The organism is Haloferax namakaokahaiae, from assembly GCF_042663225.1.
GTDB lineage: Archaea > Halobacteriota > Halobacteria > Halobacteriales > Haloferacaceae > Haloferax > Haloferax namakaokahaiae.
Map to the genome: position 1 here is coordinate 135,050 of NZ_JBHTAA010000001.1, position 15,334 is coordinate 150,383.

The window sequence follows — 15,334 nt, forward strand, 5'->3', positions numbered from 1 at the left end:
TAACCATGGCAAACGACTTCGAGGTCACGTTCATCGAACGCGAAGACCGACGCGCCCGCTTCGTCGTGCGTGGGCTGACGCCCGCGTTAGCCAACGGCATTCGCCGGGCGATGGTCGCCGACGTGCCGACGTTCTCTATCGACACCGTTCGATTCGTCGAGAACACGTCGGTCATGTTCGACGAGATGATCGGACTCCGACTTGGTCTGGTTCCGTTCACGACGCCTCTCGACGAGTTCGAGCCCGGTGACGTCGTCACCGTCGCGCTCGAAGTCGATGGGCCGGCGACTGCGTACTCTGGGGACATCGAGTCCGCAGACGACATGGTCGTCCCCGCGGACGAGAACGTCCCGATTATCGAGCTGAAGGAAGGCCAGCGTCTCGAATTCGAGGCGGACGCCGTCCTCGGCTACGGGAAAGACCACGCGAAGAACCAAGGCGGCGTCTCCGTCGGCTACCGACACCTTCAGCGTGTCGAGGTCGTCGGCGACGCCGGTGAGTTCGACGAACAGGAGCCGAACATTCTCCGCGGCGTCATCGAAGAGGTCGCCGCAGAACACGCGGACGACGAGGACGCCGAAGACGGTGACCTCGTCGTCACTGACGAGTTCGGAAACGACCTCACGAACCGATACCCCGGCAAGGAAGTCGAAGTGACCGACGTGCCGGGCGCGTTCGTCTTCAGCGTTGAGACGGACGGTTCGTTCACCGTGGACGAGTTAGTGCGCCGCGCCGTCGCCTCCCTTGGCGACCGCGCCGCAGAACTCGAAGAAAAGGTCGCACTGTAAGTATGATTACTGCCCCGTACACACACCGAGGTTCGCCCCGCCCGAAAGCGGCCGCGCTCTCCACCGTGAGAGCCGACCGCACGACGGCACCGGGTCGGACCGAAGGTGTTTTTACGGGGCATGAAGTAAAGCGGAATGCGTGCAGGGATAGCCAAGTCTGGCCAAAGGCGCAGCGTTCAGGGCGCTGTCTCATAGGAGTTCGCAGGTTCAAATCCTGCTCCCTGCACTCCGCTTTCTCTCTAGAGGTACACAATGAGTAAGACGAACCCGAGACTCAACAGTCTCATCGCCGAGCTGAAGGCGGTCTCGCGTGAGTCCGGCGCCAACGTCTGGCAGGATGTCGCGGACCGTCTGGAAAAGCCACGGCGCACCCACGCGGAAGTCAACCTCGGTCGTATCGAGCGATACGCAAAGGAAGACGAAACCGTCGTCGTACCCGGCAAAGTGCTGGGAAGCGGTGTGCTGCAGAAGAACGTCACCGTCGCGGCCGTGGACTTCTCGTCCACCGCTCGCACGAAGATCGAGCAGGTCGGCGACACCGTGACGCTGGAACAACTCGCTGAACAAAACCCCGAAGGGTCGAACGTACGGGTGATTCGATGAGCCTCGCAGAATTCGACGCAGACGTCGTCGTCGATGCACGCAACTGCATCCTCGGCCGTGTCGCGTCCAAAGTCGCACAGCGTGCGATGGACGGCGAGAAAGTCGCAATCATCAACGCAGAAGACGCCGTCATCACCGGCTCGGAAGAGGACGTGATGGGCGTCTACCGCAAGCGCACTGAGATCGGTTCGGACCAGGGTCCCTACTACCCCAAGCGTCCCGACCGCATCTTCAAGCGTGCCGTTCGCGGGATGATTCCGTACAAGAAGCCCCGCGGTCGAGAAGCGTTCTCGGGCGTTCGCGTCTACGTCGGCAACCCGTTCGACGAAGACGGCGAGATGCTCGACGAAACGTCGCTGGACCGCCTGTCGAACATCAAGTTCATCACGCTCGGAGAGGTCTCCGAGAAACTGGGTGCTAACGTCACATGGTAACGAACACGTCAGGGAAGAAGAAGACCGCCATCGCCCGCGCAACCGTGCGCGAGGGCGAAGGGCGCGTCCGTATCAACTCCCAGCCCGTCGAACTCGTCGAACCCGAGATGGCCCGCCTCAAGATGCTGGAACCGTTCCGCATCGCAGGCGAGGACCTCCGTTCGAAAGTCGATATCGACGTGCGTGTCAGCGGTGGCGGCGTGGCCGGTCAGGCCGACGCAGTCCGAACCGCACTCGCACGCGGGCTGGTGCAGCACTTGAACGACGCCGAACTCCGCGATGCGTACATGGAGTTCGACCGTTCGCTGCTGGTCAACGACGTTCGCCAGTCCGAATCCAAGAAGTGGGGCGGACCGGGCGCACGCGCTCGTTACCAGAAATCTTACCGCTGAGGTGATTCACCCATGATGATTCCCGTCCGGTGTTTCACGTGTGGTAAAGTGATTGGCGAGCATTGGGACGAGTTCAAAGCCCGTGCCCGCGAAGAGGGTGAAGACCCTGCTGAGGTCCTCGACGACCTCGGTGTCACTCGCGCCTGCTGCCGGCGGATGATGGTGTCGCACAAGGACCTCGTCGATGTCGTGTCCCCATACCAATGATGACGCGCTACAATCGGTACGAGAAAGCCCGCATCCTCGGCGCGCGAGCGCTGCAGGTCTCCTACGGCGCACCGGTGCTCGTCGAAACCGAGCAGACCGAACCTATACTAATCGCCGCCGAAGAGTACGATGCAGGTGTCCTTCCGTTCACCGTCAAACGAGAGGGTACATAAGACATGACTCGAATCACATCCGTTTCGCTCCGTCGCGTGCTCGACTCTCGAGGCAACCCGACCGTCGAAGCCGACGTACTCACTGAGTCCGGTGGCTTCGGTCGTGCCGCTGCCCCCAGCGGCGCTTCGACCGGCGAGTACGAGGCAATCGAACTGCCGCCGTCCGAGGCAATCGCCGCCGCACGCCGCCACGCTGTGCCCCGACTCGTGGACGAAGTCCACGCCGGGAACCAGCGTGAAGTCGATGCCGCACTCCACGCGGCCGACGGCACGGAGAACTTCTCCGAAATCGGCGCGAACAGCGCCGTCGCAATCTCGATGGCCGCCGCGAAGGCCGGTGCCGACGTGCTCGGTGCACCGCTGTACCAGCACCTCGGTGGTGCCTTCCGCGGCGAGAACTTCCCGGTCCCGCTCGGGAACGTCATCGGTGGCGGCGAACACGCCAAGGAAGCGACGAACATTCAGGAGTTCCTCGCCGCACCAGTCGGTGCGCCGAACGTCGCCGAAGCCGTCTTCGCCAACGCGAAGGTTCACGCTCGCGCCTCCGAAATTCTCGACGAGCGCGGCGTCCCCTCGGCGAAGGGTGACGAGGGTGCGTGGGCACCCGCTATCTCGGACGCAGACGCGTTCGAGGTGATGGACGAAGCGGTCTCCGACGTCGAAGACGAACTCGGCTTCGAGATTCGCTTCGGCCTCGACGTGGCCGCCTCCGAGATGTTCGAAGACGGCGTCTACCACTACGGTGACGAGACGAAGACGACCGACGAGCAAATCGATTACATCGCCGACCTCGTCGATGAGTACGAACTCGTCTACGTCGAAGACCCCCTCGAAGAGAACGACTACGAAGGCTTCGCCGAACTCACCGAGCGCGTGGGCGACCGCACGCTCATCTGTGGTGACGACCTGTTCGTCACGAACGTCGAACGCCTCTCGGACGGAATCGACGTGGGTGCCGCAAACTCCATTCTCATCAAGCCCAACCAGATTGGGACGCTCTCGGACGCGTTCGATGCAATCGAACTCGCCAACCGAAACGAGATGGACGCGGTCATCTCTCACCGCTCCGGTGAGACGGAAGATACGACCATCGCACACCTCGCCGTCGCAACCGACGCCTCGTTCATCAAGACGGGCACGGTGCAAGGCGAGCGAACTGCCAAACTGAACGAACTCATCCGCATCGCGGACGACGCAGTATGAGCGACAACGACAACGACGCGGTGGAGGTCGTCGACGACGAAGCCGAGACGGAGACCGAAGAGGTCACCGAGACGGTATCCGACGAGGCCGCCACCGAACAAGAGGATGCAGAGACCGCCGAGGCGGCCGAAGAGGCTACCGAGGCTGAAGAAGCAGAGCCGGAACCGGCCTTCGACGAGGACGTCATGCCCGACGAAGATGCCGACCTGCTCATCCCGGTCGAAGACTACCTGGCCGCCGGTGTCCACATCGGTACCCAGCAGAAGACCAAGGACATGGAGCGGTTCATCCACCGCGTCCGTGACGACGGCCTGTACGTGCTCGACGTGAGTCAGACCGACTCCCGTATCCGCACGGCCGCCGACTTCCTCGGAGGATACAACCCCGAGCAGATTCTGGTCACGTCTTCGCGCCAATACGGTCGCTTCCCGGCCGAGAAGTTCGCCGACGCCGTCGGCGCTCGTGCCCGCACGGGTCGCTTCATCCCCGGAACGCTGACCAACCCCGACTACGCCGGCTACATCGAACCCGACGTGGTCGTCGTCACCGACCCAATCGGTGACTCGCAGGCGGTCAAGGAGGCTATCACGGTCGGCATCCCGGTCATCGCGATGTGCGACTCCAACAACCAGACCTCGAACGTTGACCTCGTCGTCCCGACGAACAACAAGGGTCGCCGCGCACTGTCGGTCGTCTACTGGCTGCTTGCCAACGAGACGCTCGACCGCCGCGGCACCGACACCGTCTACGCCCTCGAAGACTTCGAGGCAGAACTGTAAGACGAGACCTTCGTCTCACAACACGAATTTTCTGACACCCGACCGGTGAGCGATGGCGCTGTCGTGCGTCCAACGGAGCGGACTCGCACGCCCATCGAGTCGTGTCACTCACGACAAACGATTTTCCGAGTGGCGCGCTTACAGTCACTATGGCGAAGCTACTCGCGCAGATGACCGTCGAAGAACTCGCCGACGCGCTCGATGCAGGCGAGGAGATGACGCTCATCGACACACGACCACCCGAGAGCTACGAGGCGTGGCACATCGCGGGCGCAGCGAACATCCCGTACCACCCGGTCGATGGACTCGGGAGCGACTGGGACTGGGAGCGCGTCTCGGACCTCGCGGCGTCGGGACCGCTCGTCGCCATCTGTGGAAAAGGCCTCACCTCCACGTCGTTCGGCTTCGAACTCGGGACGCGCGGCTACGACGACGTTCGCGTGGTCAAAGGCGGGATGGAAGACTGGAGCAAGCTGTACGAGGTGGTCGAAGTCGAAACCGAGAACCCGGAGCTGTACCTCGCACAGGTCCAGCGACGAGCGAAAGGCTGTCTCGGGTACGTGGTTGGGTCGCGGGCGGCGAACGAAGCAGTCGTCGTGGACGCGACCCGGCAGTCCGAGCAGTTCGAACTCGCCGCTTCGGACGCGGGGCTTCGAATCGTCGGCGTCTGCGACACGCACGTCCACGCGGACCACATTTCAGGTGGTCGTTCGCTCGCCTCCCGGCTCGGCGTCCCGTACTACATGGGGTCGAACGCGACCGACCGCGACGTGGAGTTCGACTTCGTCGCCATGGACGACGGCGACACTCTCTCGGTCGGCAACATCGACATCGACGTACTCCACGCGCCGGGCCACACCTCGGAGATGGTCGCCTACCTCGTGGGTGGGGAGGCACTCCTGACCGGCGATACGCTGTTCGTCGAATCGGTCGGCCGAACCGAACTCCAGTTCGGGGACAACGATGCCGGGACGGGTGCGGAACTCCTGTACGAGACGCTCCACGAGTCGATTCTCGAACTCCCGGACGAGACGCGAATCCTGCCGGGGCACGTCTCGGTCGATTCCGAAGGCAGATTCGGCGTCGCCGCGCCGGGCGAACTCGTGAGTGCGAGGCTCGGCGACCTCCGCGAGTCGCTGGACTTCCTCACGATGGACGAGTCGTCGTTCGTAGAGCGAATCACGGGCGACCTACCGGAGAAGCCGCCGAACTACGAGCGCATCATCGCGCTCAACACCGGCCGCGGGTCGCTCGATGGCGAAGAAGAGGCCACGCAACTCGAACTCGGGCCGAACAACTGCGCGGCGTAAGCAGACGCGCCCGACAACGCGTTCTCAGACGCGCTCGACGACACCGAGTCGCCGGTGAAACAGGTCGTGGTCGAACCACGCCATCCGGCGGTCGTCGTAGTGGTTCTCCGGGCCGAGCGACAGCGATTCTCGCGCCTGTTCGATGTCGCTGACGCCGAGTAAGAACGCACACGGGCCTTCGCCGACCGACGAGACGCGGTCTTCGAGCCACCCTTCGGCGGCCTCGCAGAGAGCGATTGGCGTCCCCGGAATCACCGAGAAATGCGGGAAGGGGCCGTTCGCGTCGATTGGCGTCGGATAGCGGTGTCGCTGCGCGAAGAGGTCGGCGGTCTCCTCGCGGTCCGCAGTTGCGATGACGACCGTCTGGATGCCTTGCAGTGTGGCATCCGACGTTCGGCGAACACGGTAGCTTCGGGGGGTGCGGTCACGGATGTTGAACGGGAGCCGCAGGTCCGTGCCTTCGAAACACATGTCCCACTCGACGAGGCGGCCGTCCGGGCGCTCTCTGGCCGCCTCGTGCGGGCCGTCGATGGCCACGCCGGCGTCGATTGCAGCCTTCGCGCTGGCGCGGACGTCCGGCACGTCGAGACACCACGCCGCAGGTCCTGCGTCCTCGGCGAGATGCGTCGGCCAGAAACCAGCGTTCGCCGGTTTCGTCCCCGGCGTCGGGGCGATGAGTTCGAGATACGATCCGTCGGGGAACGGAACGATAGCCATGTGTGTCGTGCCGGTGGCGTGTTCGCCGCCGTAGGTGGGTGTGAGACCGACGTCTGCGGCGGCGTCTCGGAGCGTGTCGAGGTCGAGACCGCCGAACGCGACGTGGTCGATGGTCCTGTCCATACCCCTCCATCTCACGTCAGCCTATAGTGTGTTCGCCCGACTGTGGTCCGACGGAACGTACCGAAAATCCAACTCGTCCGAAGCGTTTTGCCCAACGGTGCCTTCATACGGGATATGAACATTCTTCGGAGCGTCTGGCGGGTCGCCGACTCCTCGTCCAACGGGAAGGGAAGCATCGACTGGGCGGCGGTCTCGGCGGCCGCGAAGGCGGCGACCGACCCCGGGTCGCTCGACCTCTCGACGGCCGACCGCGATGGCTACGCCAGCGACGTTCGTGACGCGCGCGAGCGACTACAAGCGGTGGCCGAAGTCGAATTCGACGTTCCGGAAGTCATCGAAGTCCAGAACCGACACCACTGGATAGACGCGAACGTCGAGACGTTCCACCGTATCATGCTCCCCCTCGAAGAGCACGGCCCGACCGTCTTGCCGGGTATCACCCGTGCCATCAACACGGGGACGTTCGCGCTCGTCCTCTCATTCCTCGGCAACAACGTCCTCGGGCAGTACGACCCGTTACTCTTGGCTGACGGCGACGGCGACGACGACCACGGACTCTACTTCGTCGAACCGAACATCCGTCGCGTCGCCCACTCGCTGGACGTGGACTACCCGCGATTCCGCCGCTGGATTGCGTTCCACGAAGTCTCCCACGCCGCCGAGTTCGGCGCGGCACCGTGGCTCTCGACCCACCTCGAAACGCGGATGGAACGCGGTATCGACGCGCTCGTCGAAGGCGACCTCGACCGCGACGCTTTCCGCGAACTCGATACCGCGATGACGGCCGTCGAAGGCTACGCGGAGTTGCTCATGGACCGCGCGTTCGACGAAGAGTACGGCGACCTGCGCCGCAAGTTAGACGAGCGCCGACAGGGTGGCGGACCGATTGCAAAACTCGCCCGTCGATTCCTCGGACTGGGTCTCAAGCGCCGCCAGTACGAACGCGGCGCGCGGTTCTTCCGCTACGTCGCAGACAAGCGCGGCGTGGCCGCCGCTTCTCGCGTGTGGGACCATCCGGAGAACCTGCCGACGGACGACGAATTAGACGTACCCGAGCGATGGATCGCGCGGGTGTCGCCTTGAGGAGACTGCAACTCCATCAGTAATGCGCACCCGCCCGGGAGAGTCCTGAGCGCGAACGCACCTTGGGTAGTGTCCGTGTTGTGCCAAACGCCCAATTCAGCACCCCACGAGACTCCGGTATGGAACCAGGTCGTTGCCCCTGCCCTGGCTACCGGCAACGACGAGATGCACAGTCTATGACCATATAGGCTACGATTCTACATGATTCTTGATTGATGCTATTTCTTCGTCAACGAATGAAACAAATGAGTGACAATTGCCAGCATAATGTGTGTTGACTGCGCAAGAACGACAGACGGCGCGAGGGTCAACGACGATTCGACGAGACGAACTCCTTGCTCCACCGGTCGAGATAGATAATCAGCGCGGTCCCGAGAATAATGCCGCCAAGGAAAGCCAACCCGGTTTGTAGGGGTGTCGCGTCGCCGGCGAATGCGATGAGCGCGCCGGTGAGTCCGTTGAGGAGGACGAAGCCGACGCGAATCTGGTTGTTCGCGTTACGCGTCTCGTCGTCGCTCAGACTGGGGCCGACCATCGACCCTCCTCGTGTGTAGAACGTTGCGACCCCAAAGACGGGTACCGCGTCTGTCCGGTCATGTCTACGTGATAGACGCGAGTGGATTTGAAACCCGCTGACTGGTCGTGGTCCGATACGGGAGTGGTCGCGTGTCCGAGGAACGAGCCTGCATTGGGTCAGTCTCGGAGCGGAGGGGTTTCGAACTGACCAACGCAGTTCTGACACACGACGACAGTTGCAGTCGTCTCTCCCAGTGTGATTCGCAGGTCGGCGTGGCCACACTCGGGACAGTCGCTCGGGGTGAACGCGGCTGCGCAGTCCGGGCACACGAACTGGAGGCTCTCTTCGCCCACTTCCAAGCGAAGGGTGTCGTGACTACAATTGGGACACGTTGCAGGGATTCTCGTGTCGTTCGTGTCACGGGGCGCGCCCAGTGCGAACACGCTGAGTTCGGTGTCGCTCCGATTTGCTCCCGACTGGAACTCGCCGGGTTCGAATCGAACTGCCTCACCCTCGCCGACCGTGATTTCGCCCGCCATCGTCTCGAACGTCGCCTCGCCCGCGACGACGACGAACACCTCCTCTTGGTCCATGTGGGCGTGGAGACCGCCGGGGAGTCCGTCGCCGGGCGCGATTCGGTAGTGGTTGAGCGCGACGTTCGTCGTTCCCAACGGGTCGGACAGACTGCGACGGGCGCTCTCCTCGCCGAGTGAAGCCGAGTCAACGTCGTTGAGGGCGACTTTCTTCATGTGAGATAGTCTGTTCGTCGGGGACTAAGTTCCTGTCAAGAACCCGCCAATCGTCCGGGACTACTGAAACCCGCGCCCGACTTCGTCCGTCTCTATCAGGTCGTCCAATTCCGAGGTCAACAGTCGGTTCGCGTCTTCGAACTCGTCGGAGAGGCTTTCGAGTCGGTCCGGGCGGGCGTCGAACTCGTAGTCCATCGGGCCGAACGCCGGGCTTTCGAGGGCGTCCATCACGTCGGTGAAGAAGTCGTCTGGCGTCGTCGGCGCGTCGGCGTGGACCTTCACCGTCTCTTCGAGGCGCTTGGCCATCGACTTGGCGTGGTCTTCGTCCTCTGGTGGCGATTGCACGCCGAATCGCCCGGTCGCTTCCTCGGCGTCTCGTCGGGGGAACAGCGGTTCGAGGTCGTCGTCGATGCGGCGGGCGACGCGCGCGCCGACGCCGCGGACCTCGTAGGGGTTCTTCGCGTACGTCTTGAGTTGGTAGACGCCGACCGAGGGGTGGCCGAGATAGAGGTCTTCGCCGATTCCCGAGCGGCGCTTTCCGGCGACCGCACGCCACTGCTGGGCGTCGTGACCGCCGTCGGTGACGTCCGCGAGGATATCTTGCCACTCTCTAACGCGCATGGGTGGACTAGTGCGGCGATGCGAAAATACGTAGCGATTAGTTCGGTTGACCGACGGCTATTTCCCCGCGTCTCCCCCACAAATTCGACGTGAACCTTCGCGGTCCGCTCGTCGAGGTCGGAGAGCCACGGACGGTCGAAACGCGGTACGGCGAGCGCTCGCTGGCCGAAGTGACGCTCCGCCCCGAGCGCGGGACCGCAGACCCGGTGACGGTGACGCTGTGGGGCAAGTGGACCCACGCCGCCGAGCACGCCGAACCCGGGATGGACCTGCTCGTGACGGAGGTCGAGACCTCCGAGTATCGGGGCGAGGAGACGTATTCGACCTCGAAAGAGTCCTACGTCGTCGTCGAACCCGACTTCCTCGTGGACGTGACCGACATCCGCTCGTGGGTGCAGTGCTCGCGGATGTACTACCTGAACAAGCTCTCGGGAATTCCGCTGAACTACCCCGTCGTCAAAGGGACTATCGTCCACGAAGTCTTCGGCGACTTGCTCCGCGGCCGCGACCTCTCGGCCTCTATCGACGAACGCATCGAAGAACGCGGCTTGGAACTCGGTTTGTTGGGGCGCGGACCCACGGAAGTCGCGGACGAAGTCCGCCGCAACGCCGCCGCCATCGAAGGCTGGCTCTCGCAGGGCGTGCTCACCGACGAAGACGAGTGGCGCTCTGAGTACACGCTCATCTCGCCGACGTTCGGCATCAAAGGGCGCGCTGACGCCCTCCGACGCGGTGCACCCGTCGAACTCAAGACCGGGAAGAACCTCAACCGCGACCCGCGGTTTCAGGACAAGATTCAGGCCGCGGCCTACGCGCTCATCCTCGAAGAACGCGGCGTCCCGGTCGATACCGGAACGCTCCTCTACACGAAGAACACGACGCTCGACCGAACCGAGGAGTCCGGCGACCTCTCGCCAGCCAAGGACTTCTCCATCGGAAAGGGACTGCTCGAATTCGTCGTCCGCACCCGCAACGAAATCGCCGCCATGGAGTTCGATAGTTCTGTTCCGACGGGCTACGAGTCGAACTCGAAGTGCCAGTACTGTTTCGAAAAGGACACCTGCATGGTCGTCTCGGGCCGTCTCGGGCAGGAATCAAAAGCCGGCGCAATCGGCTCTGCGGTTCCCGACGACGAACAGGAGTACTTCGAGCGATTCTACCGCGCCATCGAAGAAGAGCGCCACGCCGTCCACAAGGAGTACCGGAAACTCTGGGAACAGTCGCCCGAGGAGCGCGCGGACGACGACCGAGCCATCATCGGTCTCGAACCGCTCGACCAAGAAGAGTTAGACGACGGCCGGTGGGAACTGCGCGCCAAAAAGACCGACGACGCCGTCTCGAAACTCCGCGTCGGCGACGTCGCGCTCGCCAGCGACGGGAACCCCGTCGAGGGCCACGCCGAACTCTGTCGCATCGTCGAACTCGGCGAGGAAGTCGTCGTCACCGCGAGCGAACCCGTTTCGCTCCGCCGACTCGACGTGTACCCCTCGGAACTCACCACCGACCGCCTGCTCACCGCGCTCTCGGATGCGATTCTCAAGTCCGCTCCCGACCGCAAGGACGTGCTCTTCGGCCGCCGGGAACCCGAGTTCTCGGACCGGTCGGCCGGTGAGGTCTACATCGACAACAACGACGCACAGAACGAGGCGGTGAGACTCGCCGTCGATGCCGACGACGCGGCGCTCATCCACGGTCCGCCGGGTACCGGAAAGACCTACACCATCGCCCGGACGATTCGCGCGCTCGTGGAGAACGGGAACCGCGTCCTCCTCACGGCCTTTACGAACCGCGCGGTGGACAACGCGCTCGAAGCGTTGCGCGACCAAGGGTTCGAAGACATCGTCAGAATCGGCACCGAGTCGGGCGTCCGCGAGGACATGCTCGACGTTCGGCTTTCACGAAGCGGCGACCCGAACACGCTCGCGGCCGACCTGCACGACGCCTCCGTCGTCGCCGCGACGACCGCGTCCTGTGGCTCTCGGGTCATGCGCGAGCAGTCGTTCGACGTGGCGCTCGTGGACGAGGCGTCGCAACTCACCGAACCCGGGACACTCGCCGCCGTCAACCTCGCGGACAGGTTCGTCCTCGTCGGCGACCACAAGCAACTACCACCCGTCGTTCGCGCCGAAAACGACCTCCAAACCTCGCTCTTCCAGCGACTCATCGGGTCCTACCCCGAGTCGTCGGTCATGCTCACCCAGCAGTACCGCATGTCCCAGCGCATTCAGGCGTTCGCGTCCGCGGAGTTCTACGACGGCGCGCTTCGGCCCGCCGCGGGCGAGATTGCGGCCCAACACCTCCGCGATTTGGGTGTCGATGTGGCCGACCTGCCCTCGGAACTCCAGAACCCGGTCACTTTCGTGGACCCCGACGGACGCCGCGTCGGCAACACGAACCCAATCGAGGCCGAGCGCGTCGCCGAAATCGTCTCGGCCTACGAGGCCGCGGGCGTCGATTCGGCGGATATCGGCGTCATCGCTCCCTTCCGCGCACAAGTGTCTGAAATCTCCCGCCGAACCGACGTGACCGTCGATACGGTTGACCGATTCCAAGGCTCTTCGAAGGAGGTCATCATCGTCTCGTTCGTCGCCACCGGGGACCTCGACGGCCCGCTGTTCGAGGACCACCGCCGCGTCAACGTCGCGCTCACTCGCGCGAAGAAAGCGCTCTGTCTCGTCGGCGACGCTTCGGCGTTGGAGTCTGACCCCTTCTACGACCGAATGCTCGGGTGGGCGCGTCGGTGAGTCGCAGTCTGGGCGCGGCGCTGACTACTGCACGTCTATCTCTAACTCGTCGTCGTCGATTTCGGCGTGGACGCGCTCGTGAAACTCCCGTAGGGCGGCGCTTTCGTCTTCGGCGAGCACTACGTCGCTCGCCATCAGCGTGGCGAGACCGAACGCCCGCGGCGTCGGCGTCGTCACCTCGCGCTGGACGACACACATCTCGCCCGCCTGCATGGCTTCGAGGGCGTCCTCGATGGCATCGACGTTCAGTTTGTCCTCCAGAATCTCGCGGTATGTCTCTTCCATCACGGCGAACTCCTCGACCTCTTGGGCAAAGGAGAGCAACATCTCCGAGGAGACCTGTTGCTGGGCGGCGGACTTCTCGTAGCCCTTGTAGCGCTTGAGAATCATGAGCGAGCGCGTCGCGTTGATTCGGAAGTAGCGCTTGAGGAGGTCGGTTCCATCGACCGCCGCGCGGAGGTCTTCGACCACCGATTCGGGCGAGAGCGAGTCGATGATTCGCTTCAAATCGACCTTCCGATTGAGCGGCATCGACAGGGAAAAGCCGTTGTCTGCGACGGCGACTTGGACGTTCGCGTTCGTCTGGTTCGCGCAGTGGTAGGCGACGAGGCGGGAGAGACCGTCGTTGAACTGCCTGCCGAAGGTACAGTGGACGTAGTAGTGTCGCCGGTAGGTCTCTCGATTCAGTTCCTCTTCGACGACGATTCGCTCGTTCGTGGCGACGCTCTCGGGTCCCGCGTACCTGACCTGCTCGTCGAACATCCGGGTGAGCGCCCGCACGCTGTGCTCGTCCAGCGGGAACTCTCTGAGCCAGTTGCGGACGGCCGGTGGCCCGCTGTCGGTGAGTTTGTCGAGCAGGTCCGCTTGGAATCCCGCGATTTCGCGGCCGAGGTCGTACGAGAGCGGGAGGCGCTCGGAGAACCACGAGGGGACTGTCGGGCGCTTTGCGGTTCTATCGACGTACACCTTCGACCCGCGGCGATACCGGTAGGCGAAGTGGTCGCCGCCGAGGACGAACACGTCGCCCTTTTCGAGCGTATCGAGGTAGCCCTCGTCCAGCGTGCCGACCCAACTGTCCTGCCCGCGGACGATGACGTCGCACGTGAAACTGTCCGGGATGGTGCCGATGTTGGTCATGTAGATGACCCGTGCCATCCGCCCGCGCTTGCCGATGAGGGGTTCGCCGACTGCGAACTCCTCGTAGTGGTGCTCGCCGTCCGGCGCGTCGTTGGTGTCGCGCCAAATCTTGGCGTAGACGTTCTTGTCTTCGAGACCGTCGTAGTCGGCCGTCAGGTAGCGAAAGAGGCGTTCGAACTGCGCGTCCGAGAAGTTGCGATAGGGGTAGGCGCGAGAGAGCGTCTCCCGGAGGTCGGACTCGCGCCGAATCCCGTTGATAGCCATCCCGTAGACCTGCTGTGAGGCCACGTCGAACGCGCCCTCGGGGATGAACACCCTATCGACGAAGCCCTCTTCGGCGCGTTTGAGCATCACCGCGCACTCGACGAGTTCATCCCTGTCGAGGGCGATGACGCGACCCTCGACAGTCTGGCCGAGTCGGTGGCCCGCGCGGCCGACGCGCTGGAGCAGCGAGGCGACCGACTTCGGCGACCCAATCTGGACCACGAGGTCGATGTGGGGCATGTCGATACCGAGTTCGAGACTCGTCGAGGTGGTGACGACGCTCAACTCGCCCGCCTTCAACTGGGATTCGATTTCCTGTCTGCGCTCTTTGGAGAGACTGCCGTGGTGACACCCGGAGTTGGTCTCGTCGTAGGCCGAAAAATTTTCGCGGAGGTTGTGCAGGACGCGTTCGGCACCAGAGCGCGTGTTCGTGAAGACGAGCGTGTTGGTGTGCGAGTCGATGAGTTCGTGCAGGCGGTCGTAGAATCTGGTCTGGACGACGCTCCGTGGCGTGCCAATCAAGTCGTCTGTGGGGCACTCCAACTCGATGTCGAAGTCGCGGACGAAGCGCGTGTCCACGATTTCGTAGTCGCGGGGGTCACCGTTCTCGTAGCCGACGAGGTACTCGGCGACGGTATCGAGCGGTTCGACCGTCGCCGAACACCCGATTCGGGTCGGCGAGTCGTGTGCGAGGTCTTCGAGGCGTTCGAGCGAGACCGAGAGGTGGGTGCCGCGCTTGTTCGCCGCGAGACTGTGAATCTCGTCTACGACGACGTACTCGACGGTCCGAAGTTTCTCCTTGAACTTGGGCGAGTTGAGCAGAATCGCCAGCGTCTCGGGAGTGGTATTGAGGATGTGCGGCGTCTCGGTGAGCATCTTCTGTCGGTCCGACGACGAGGTGTCTCCGTGGCGAATCGCGTGTCTGAGATTGATTTCCTCGCCGCGCTTTTCGGCCAGTTCGGCGATGCCGTCGAGCGGTTCGGTCAGGTTTCGGTGGATGTCGTTGGCGAGCGACTTCAGCGGCGAGACGTAGAGGCAGTACACCGAGTTGTCGAGACCGTCGGGCGACTCGCGTTCGCGGCGGAACAACTCGTTGATAATCGCGGTGAAGGAGGCGAGCGTCTTGCCGGACCCGGTGGGCGCACAGATGAGCGCGTTCTGCTCTTCGTGAATGAGCGGAATCGCCCCGCGTTGCGGCGGCGTGAAGAAGCCTCCGTTGCCGGGGACGTACTCGCCGAACTGGTCTACCCACCACTCGCTGACGGCGGGTTCCAAGAGGTCCAGTACGTCCTCGTCGTCGATGGCGACCGAATGGGGGTCGAAGTCGTAGGCGTCCGCCCGCGACGTGAGGAGGTCTCGACCGCGCTCAGTCATCGCGTGGACGTTAGCCTGCGCAGGTATGAGGGTTGTCCCTCTCAGGTGTCGATATCAGGCGTCGTTTCGGGGGTCGAACACGCCCTCAATCGCACGCCTCTCGTCTCCGTTTTTGA

General features: G+C 63.5%; 16 protein-coding genes and 1 tRNA gene. 12 read left to right on the forward strand and 5 right to left on the reverse strand.

Features of this window, described 5'->3' with window-relative positions:
- The first annotated feature begins 5 nt into the window (after positions 1 to 5).
- The 10 genes from ACFQJC_RS00760 to ACFQJC_RS00805 all read left to right on the forward strand — a co-directional run bounded on the left by ACFQJC_RS00760 (position 6) and on the right by ACFQJC_RS00805 (position 5,889).
- Entirely contained in the window at positions 6 to 788 is a 783-nt protein-coding gene (locus ACFQJC_RS00760; RefSeq protein ID WP_390221336.1) for a DNA-directed RNA polymerase subunit D, read from the forward strand.
- A 141-nt stretch (positions 789 to 929) separates the two neighbouring features.
- Positions 930 to 1,014 (forward strand) — tRNA-Leu (locus ACFQJC_RS00765).
- Positions 1,015 to 1,040: 26 nt separating this feature from the next.
- Complete coding sequence (locus ACFQJC_RS00770) at positions 1,041 to 1,391, forward strand: 50S ribosomal protein L18e (RefSeq protein ID WP_390221337.1); 351 nt, start codon at positions 1,041 to 1,043, stop codon at positions 1,389 to 1,391.
- Positions 1,388 to 1,825: a 50S ribosomal protein L13 gene (locus ACFQJC_RS00775; protein ID WP_390221338.1), complete on the forward strand. Its 438-nt coding sequence runs from the start codon at positions 1,388 to 1,390 to the stop codon at positions 1,823 to 1,825. Before ACFQJC_RS00770 ends, ACFQJC_RS00775 begins: the two co-directional genes overlap by 4 nt.
- Positions 1,819 to 2,217 (forward strand): 30S ribosomal protein S9, encoded by a 399-nt coding sequence (locus ACFQJC_RS00780; protein WP_390221339.1) that lies wholly within the window; start codon positions 1,819 to 1,821, stop codon positions 2,215 to 2,217. The genes ACFQJC_RS00775 and ACFQJC_RS00780 overlap by 7 nt, the downstream gene beginning before the upstream one ends.
- Positions 2,218 to 2,229: 12 nt before the next feature.
- Entirely contained in the window at positions 2,230 to 2,424 is a 195-nt protein-coding gene (locus ACFQJC_RS00785; RefSeq protein WP_390221340.1) for a DNA-directed RNA polymerase subunit N, read from the forward strand.
- Complete coding sequence (locus ACFQJC_RS00790; protein WP_390221341.1) at positions 2,421 to 2,597, forward strand: DNA-directed RNA polymerase subunit K; 177 nt, start codon at positions 2,421 to 2,423, stop codon at positions 2,595 to 2,597. The genes ACFQJC_RS00785 and ACFQJC_RS00790 overlap by 4 nt, the downstream gene beginning before the upstream one ends.
- A gap of 3 nt (positions 2,598 to 2,600) precedes the next feature.
- On the forward strand, positions 2,601 to 3,800 hold the full coding sequence (eno, locus tag ACFQJC_RS00795; protein ID WP_390221342.1) for a phosphopyruvate hydratase: 1,200 nt from the start codon (positions 2,601 to 2,603) through the stop codon (positions 3,798 to 3,800).
- Positions 3,797 to 4,579 (forward strand): 30S ribosomal protein S2, encoded by a 783-nt coding sequence (rpsB, locus tag ACFQJC_RS00800; protein ID WP_390221343.1) that lies wholly within the window; start codon positions 3,797 to 3,799, stop codon positions 4,577 to 4,579. The genes eno and rpsB overlap by 4 nt, the downstream gene beginning before the upstream one ends.
- Before the next feature lie 149 nt (positions 4,580 to 4,728).
- Positions 4,729 to 5,889 carry an MBL fold metallo-hydrolase gene (locus tag ACFQJC_RS00805; RefSeq protein WP_390221344.1) on the forward strand — a complete coding sequence of 387 codons (1,161 nt, stop codon included), beginning with the start codon at positions 4,729 to 4,731 and terminating at the stop codon, positions 5,887 to 5,889.
- A gap of 24 nt (positions 5,890 to 5,913) precedes the next feature.
- On the opposite strand, the gene ACFQJC_RS00810 is transcribed toward ACFQJC_RS00805, so the two are convergent.
- A complete protein-coding gene (locus tag ACFQJC_RS00810; protein WP_390221345.1) occupies positions 5,914 to 6,729 on the reverse strand; it encodes a VOC family protein in 816 nt (271 codons plus the stop codon).
- A gap of 114 nt (positions 6,730 to 6,843) precedes the next feature.
- Between ACFQJC_RS00810 and ACFQJC_RS00815 the strand changes: the two genes are divergently transcribed.
- Positions 6,844 to 7,812 carry a zinc-dependent metalloprotease gene (locus ACFQJC_RS00815; protein ID WP_390221346.1) on the forward strand — a complete coding sequence of 323 codons (969 nt, stop codon included), beginning with the start codon at positions 6,844 to 6,846 and terminating at the stop codon, positions 7,810 to 7,812.
- Positions 7,813 to 8,119: 307 nt separating this feature from the next.
- On the opposite strand, the gene ACFQJC_RS00820 is transcribed toward ACFQJC_RS00815, so the two are convergent.
- The 3 genes from ACFQJC_RS00820 to ACFQJC_RS00830 all read right to left on the reverse strand — a co-directional run bounded on the left by ACFQJC_RS00820 (position 8,120) and on the right by ACFQJC_RS00830 (position 9,699).
- Positions 8,120 to 8,347, reverse strand: a complete 228-nt coding sequence (locus tag ACFQJC_RS00820; protein ID WP_390221347.1) for a hypothetical protein — start codon at positions 8,345 to 8,347, stop codon at positions 8,120 to 8,122.
- A gap of 158 nt (positions 8,348 to 8,505) precedes the next feature.
- A complete protein-coding gene (locus ACFQJC_RS00825; protein ID WP_390221348.1) occupies positions 8,506 to 9,078 on the reverse strand; it encodes a cupin domain-containing protein in 573 nt (190 codons plus the stop codon).
- A 60-nt stretch (positions 9,079 to 9,138) separates the two neighbouring features.
- The gene (locus ACFQJC_RS00830; protein ID WP_390221349.1) at positions 9,139 to 9,699 is read right to left on the reverse strand and encodes a hypothetical protein; all 561 of its coding nucleotides are present in this window, start codon (positions 9,697 to 9,699) and stop codon (positions 9,139 to 9,141) included.
- An 89-nt stretch (positions 9,700 to 9,788) separates the two neighbouring features.
- Here ACFQJC_RS00830 and ACFQJC_RS00835 point away from each other — a divergent pair, with 89 nt between their 5' ends.
- Complete coding sequence (locus tag ACFQJC_RS00835; protein WP_390221350.1) at positions 9,789 to 12,443, forward strand: AAA domain-containing protein; 2,655 nt, start codon at positions 9,789 to 9,791, stop codon at positions 12,441 to 12,443.
- A gap of 24 nt (positions 12,444 to 12,467) precedes the next feature.
- Here the strand turns inward: ACFQJC_RS00835 and ACFQJC_RS00840 are convergent, their stop codons facing one another.
- Positions 12,468 to 15,218: an ATP-dependent helicase gene (locus ACFQJC_RS00840; protein ID WP_390221351.1), complete on the reverse strand. Its 2,751-nt coding sequence runs from the start codon at positions 15,216 to 15,218 to the stop codon at positions 12,468 to 12,470.
- Positions 15,219 to 15,334 lie beyond the last annotated feature (116 nt).

Coding starts and splice junctions, on each gene's coding strand:
- ACFQJC_RS00820 (WP_390221347.1), bottom strand. CDS start 8,347: ATGGTCGGCCCCAGTCTGAGCGACGACGAGACGCGTAACGCGAACAAC.
- rpsB (WP_390221343.1), top strand. CDS start 3,797: ATGAGCGACAACGACAACGACGCGGTGGAGGTCGTCGACGACGAAGCC.
- ACFQJC_RS00825 (WP_390221348.1), bottom strand. CDS start 9,078: ATGAAGAAAGTCGCCCTCAACGACGTTGACTCGGCTTCACTCGGCGAG.
- ACFQJC_RS00830 (WP_390221349.1), bottom strand. CDS start 9,699: ATGCGCGTTAGAGAGTGGCAAGATATCCTCGCGGACGTCACCGACGGC.
- ACFQJC_RS00760 (WP_390221336.1), top strand. CDS start 6: ATGGCAAACGACTTCGAGGTCACGTTCATCGAACGCGAAGACCGACGC.
- ACFQJC_RS00775 (WP_390221338.1), top strand. CDS start 1,388: ATGAGCCTCGCAGAATTCGACGCAGACGTCGTCGTCGATGCACGCAAC.
- ACFQJC_RS00840 (WP_390221351.1), bottom strand. CDS start 15,218: ATGACTGAGCGCGGTCGAGACCTCCTCACGTCGCGGGCGGACGCCTAC.
- eno (WP_390221342.1), top strand. CDS start 2,601: ATGACTCGAATCACATCCGTTTCGCTCCGTCGCGTGCTCGACTCTCGA.
- ACFQJC_RS00815 (WP_390221346.1), top strand. CDS start 6,844: ATGAACATTCTTCGGAGCGTCTGGCGGGTCGCCGACTCCTCGTCCAAC.
- ACFQJC_RS00780 (WP_390221339.1), top strand. CDS start 1,819: ATGGTAACGAACACGTCAGGGAAGAAGAAGACCGCCATCGCCCGCGCA.
- ACFQJC_RS00805 (WP_390221344.1), top strand. CDS start 4,729: ATGGCGAAGCTACTCGCGCAGATGACCGTCGAAGAACTCGCCGACGCG.
- ACFQJC_RS00770 (WP_390221337.1), top strand. CDS start 1,041: ATGAGTAAGACGAACCCGAGACTCAACAGTCTCATCGCCGAGCTGAAG.
- ACFQJC_RS00810 (WP_390221345.1), bottom strand. CDS start 6,729: ATGGACAGGACCATCGACCACGTCGCGTTCGGCGGTCTCGACCTCGAC.
- ACFQJC_RS00790 (WP_390221341.1), top strand. CDS start 2,421: ATGATGACGCGCTACAATCGGTACGAGAAAGCCCGCATCCTCGGCGCG.
- ACFQJC_RS00785 (WP_390221340.1), top strand. CDS start 2,230: ATGATGATTCCCGTCCGGTGTTTCACGTGTGGTAAAGTGATTGGCGAG.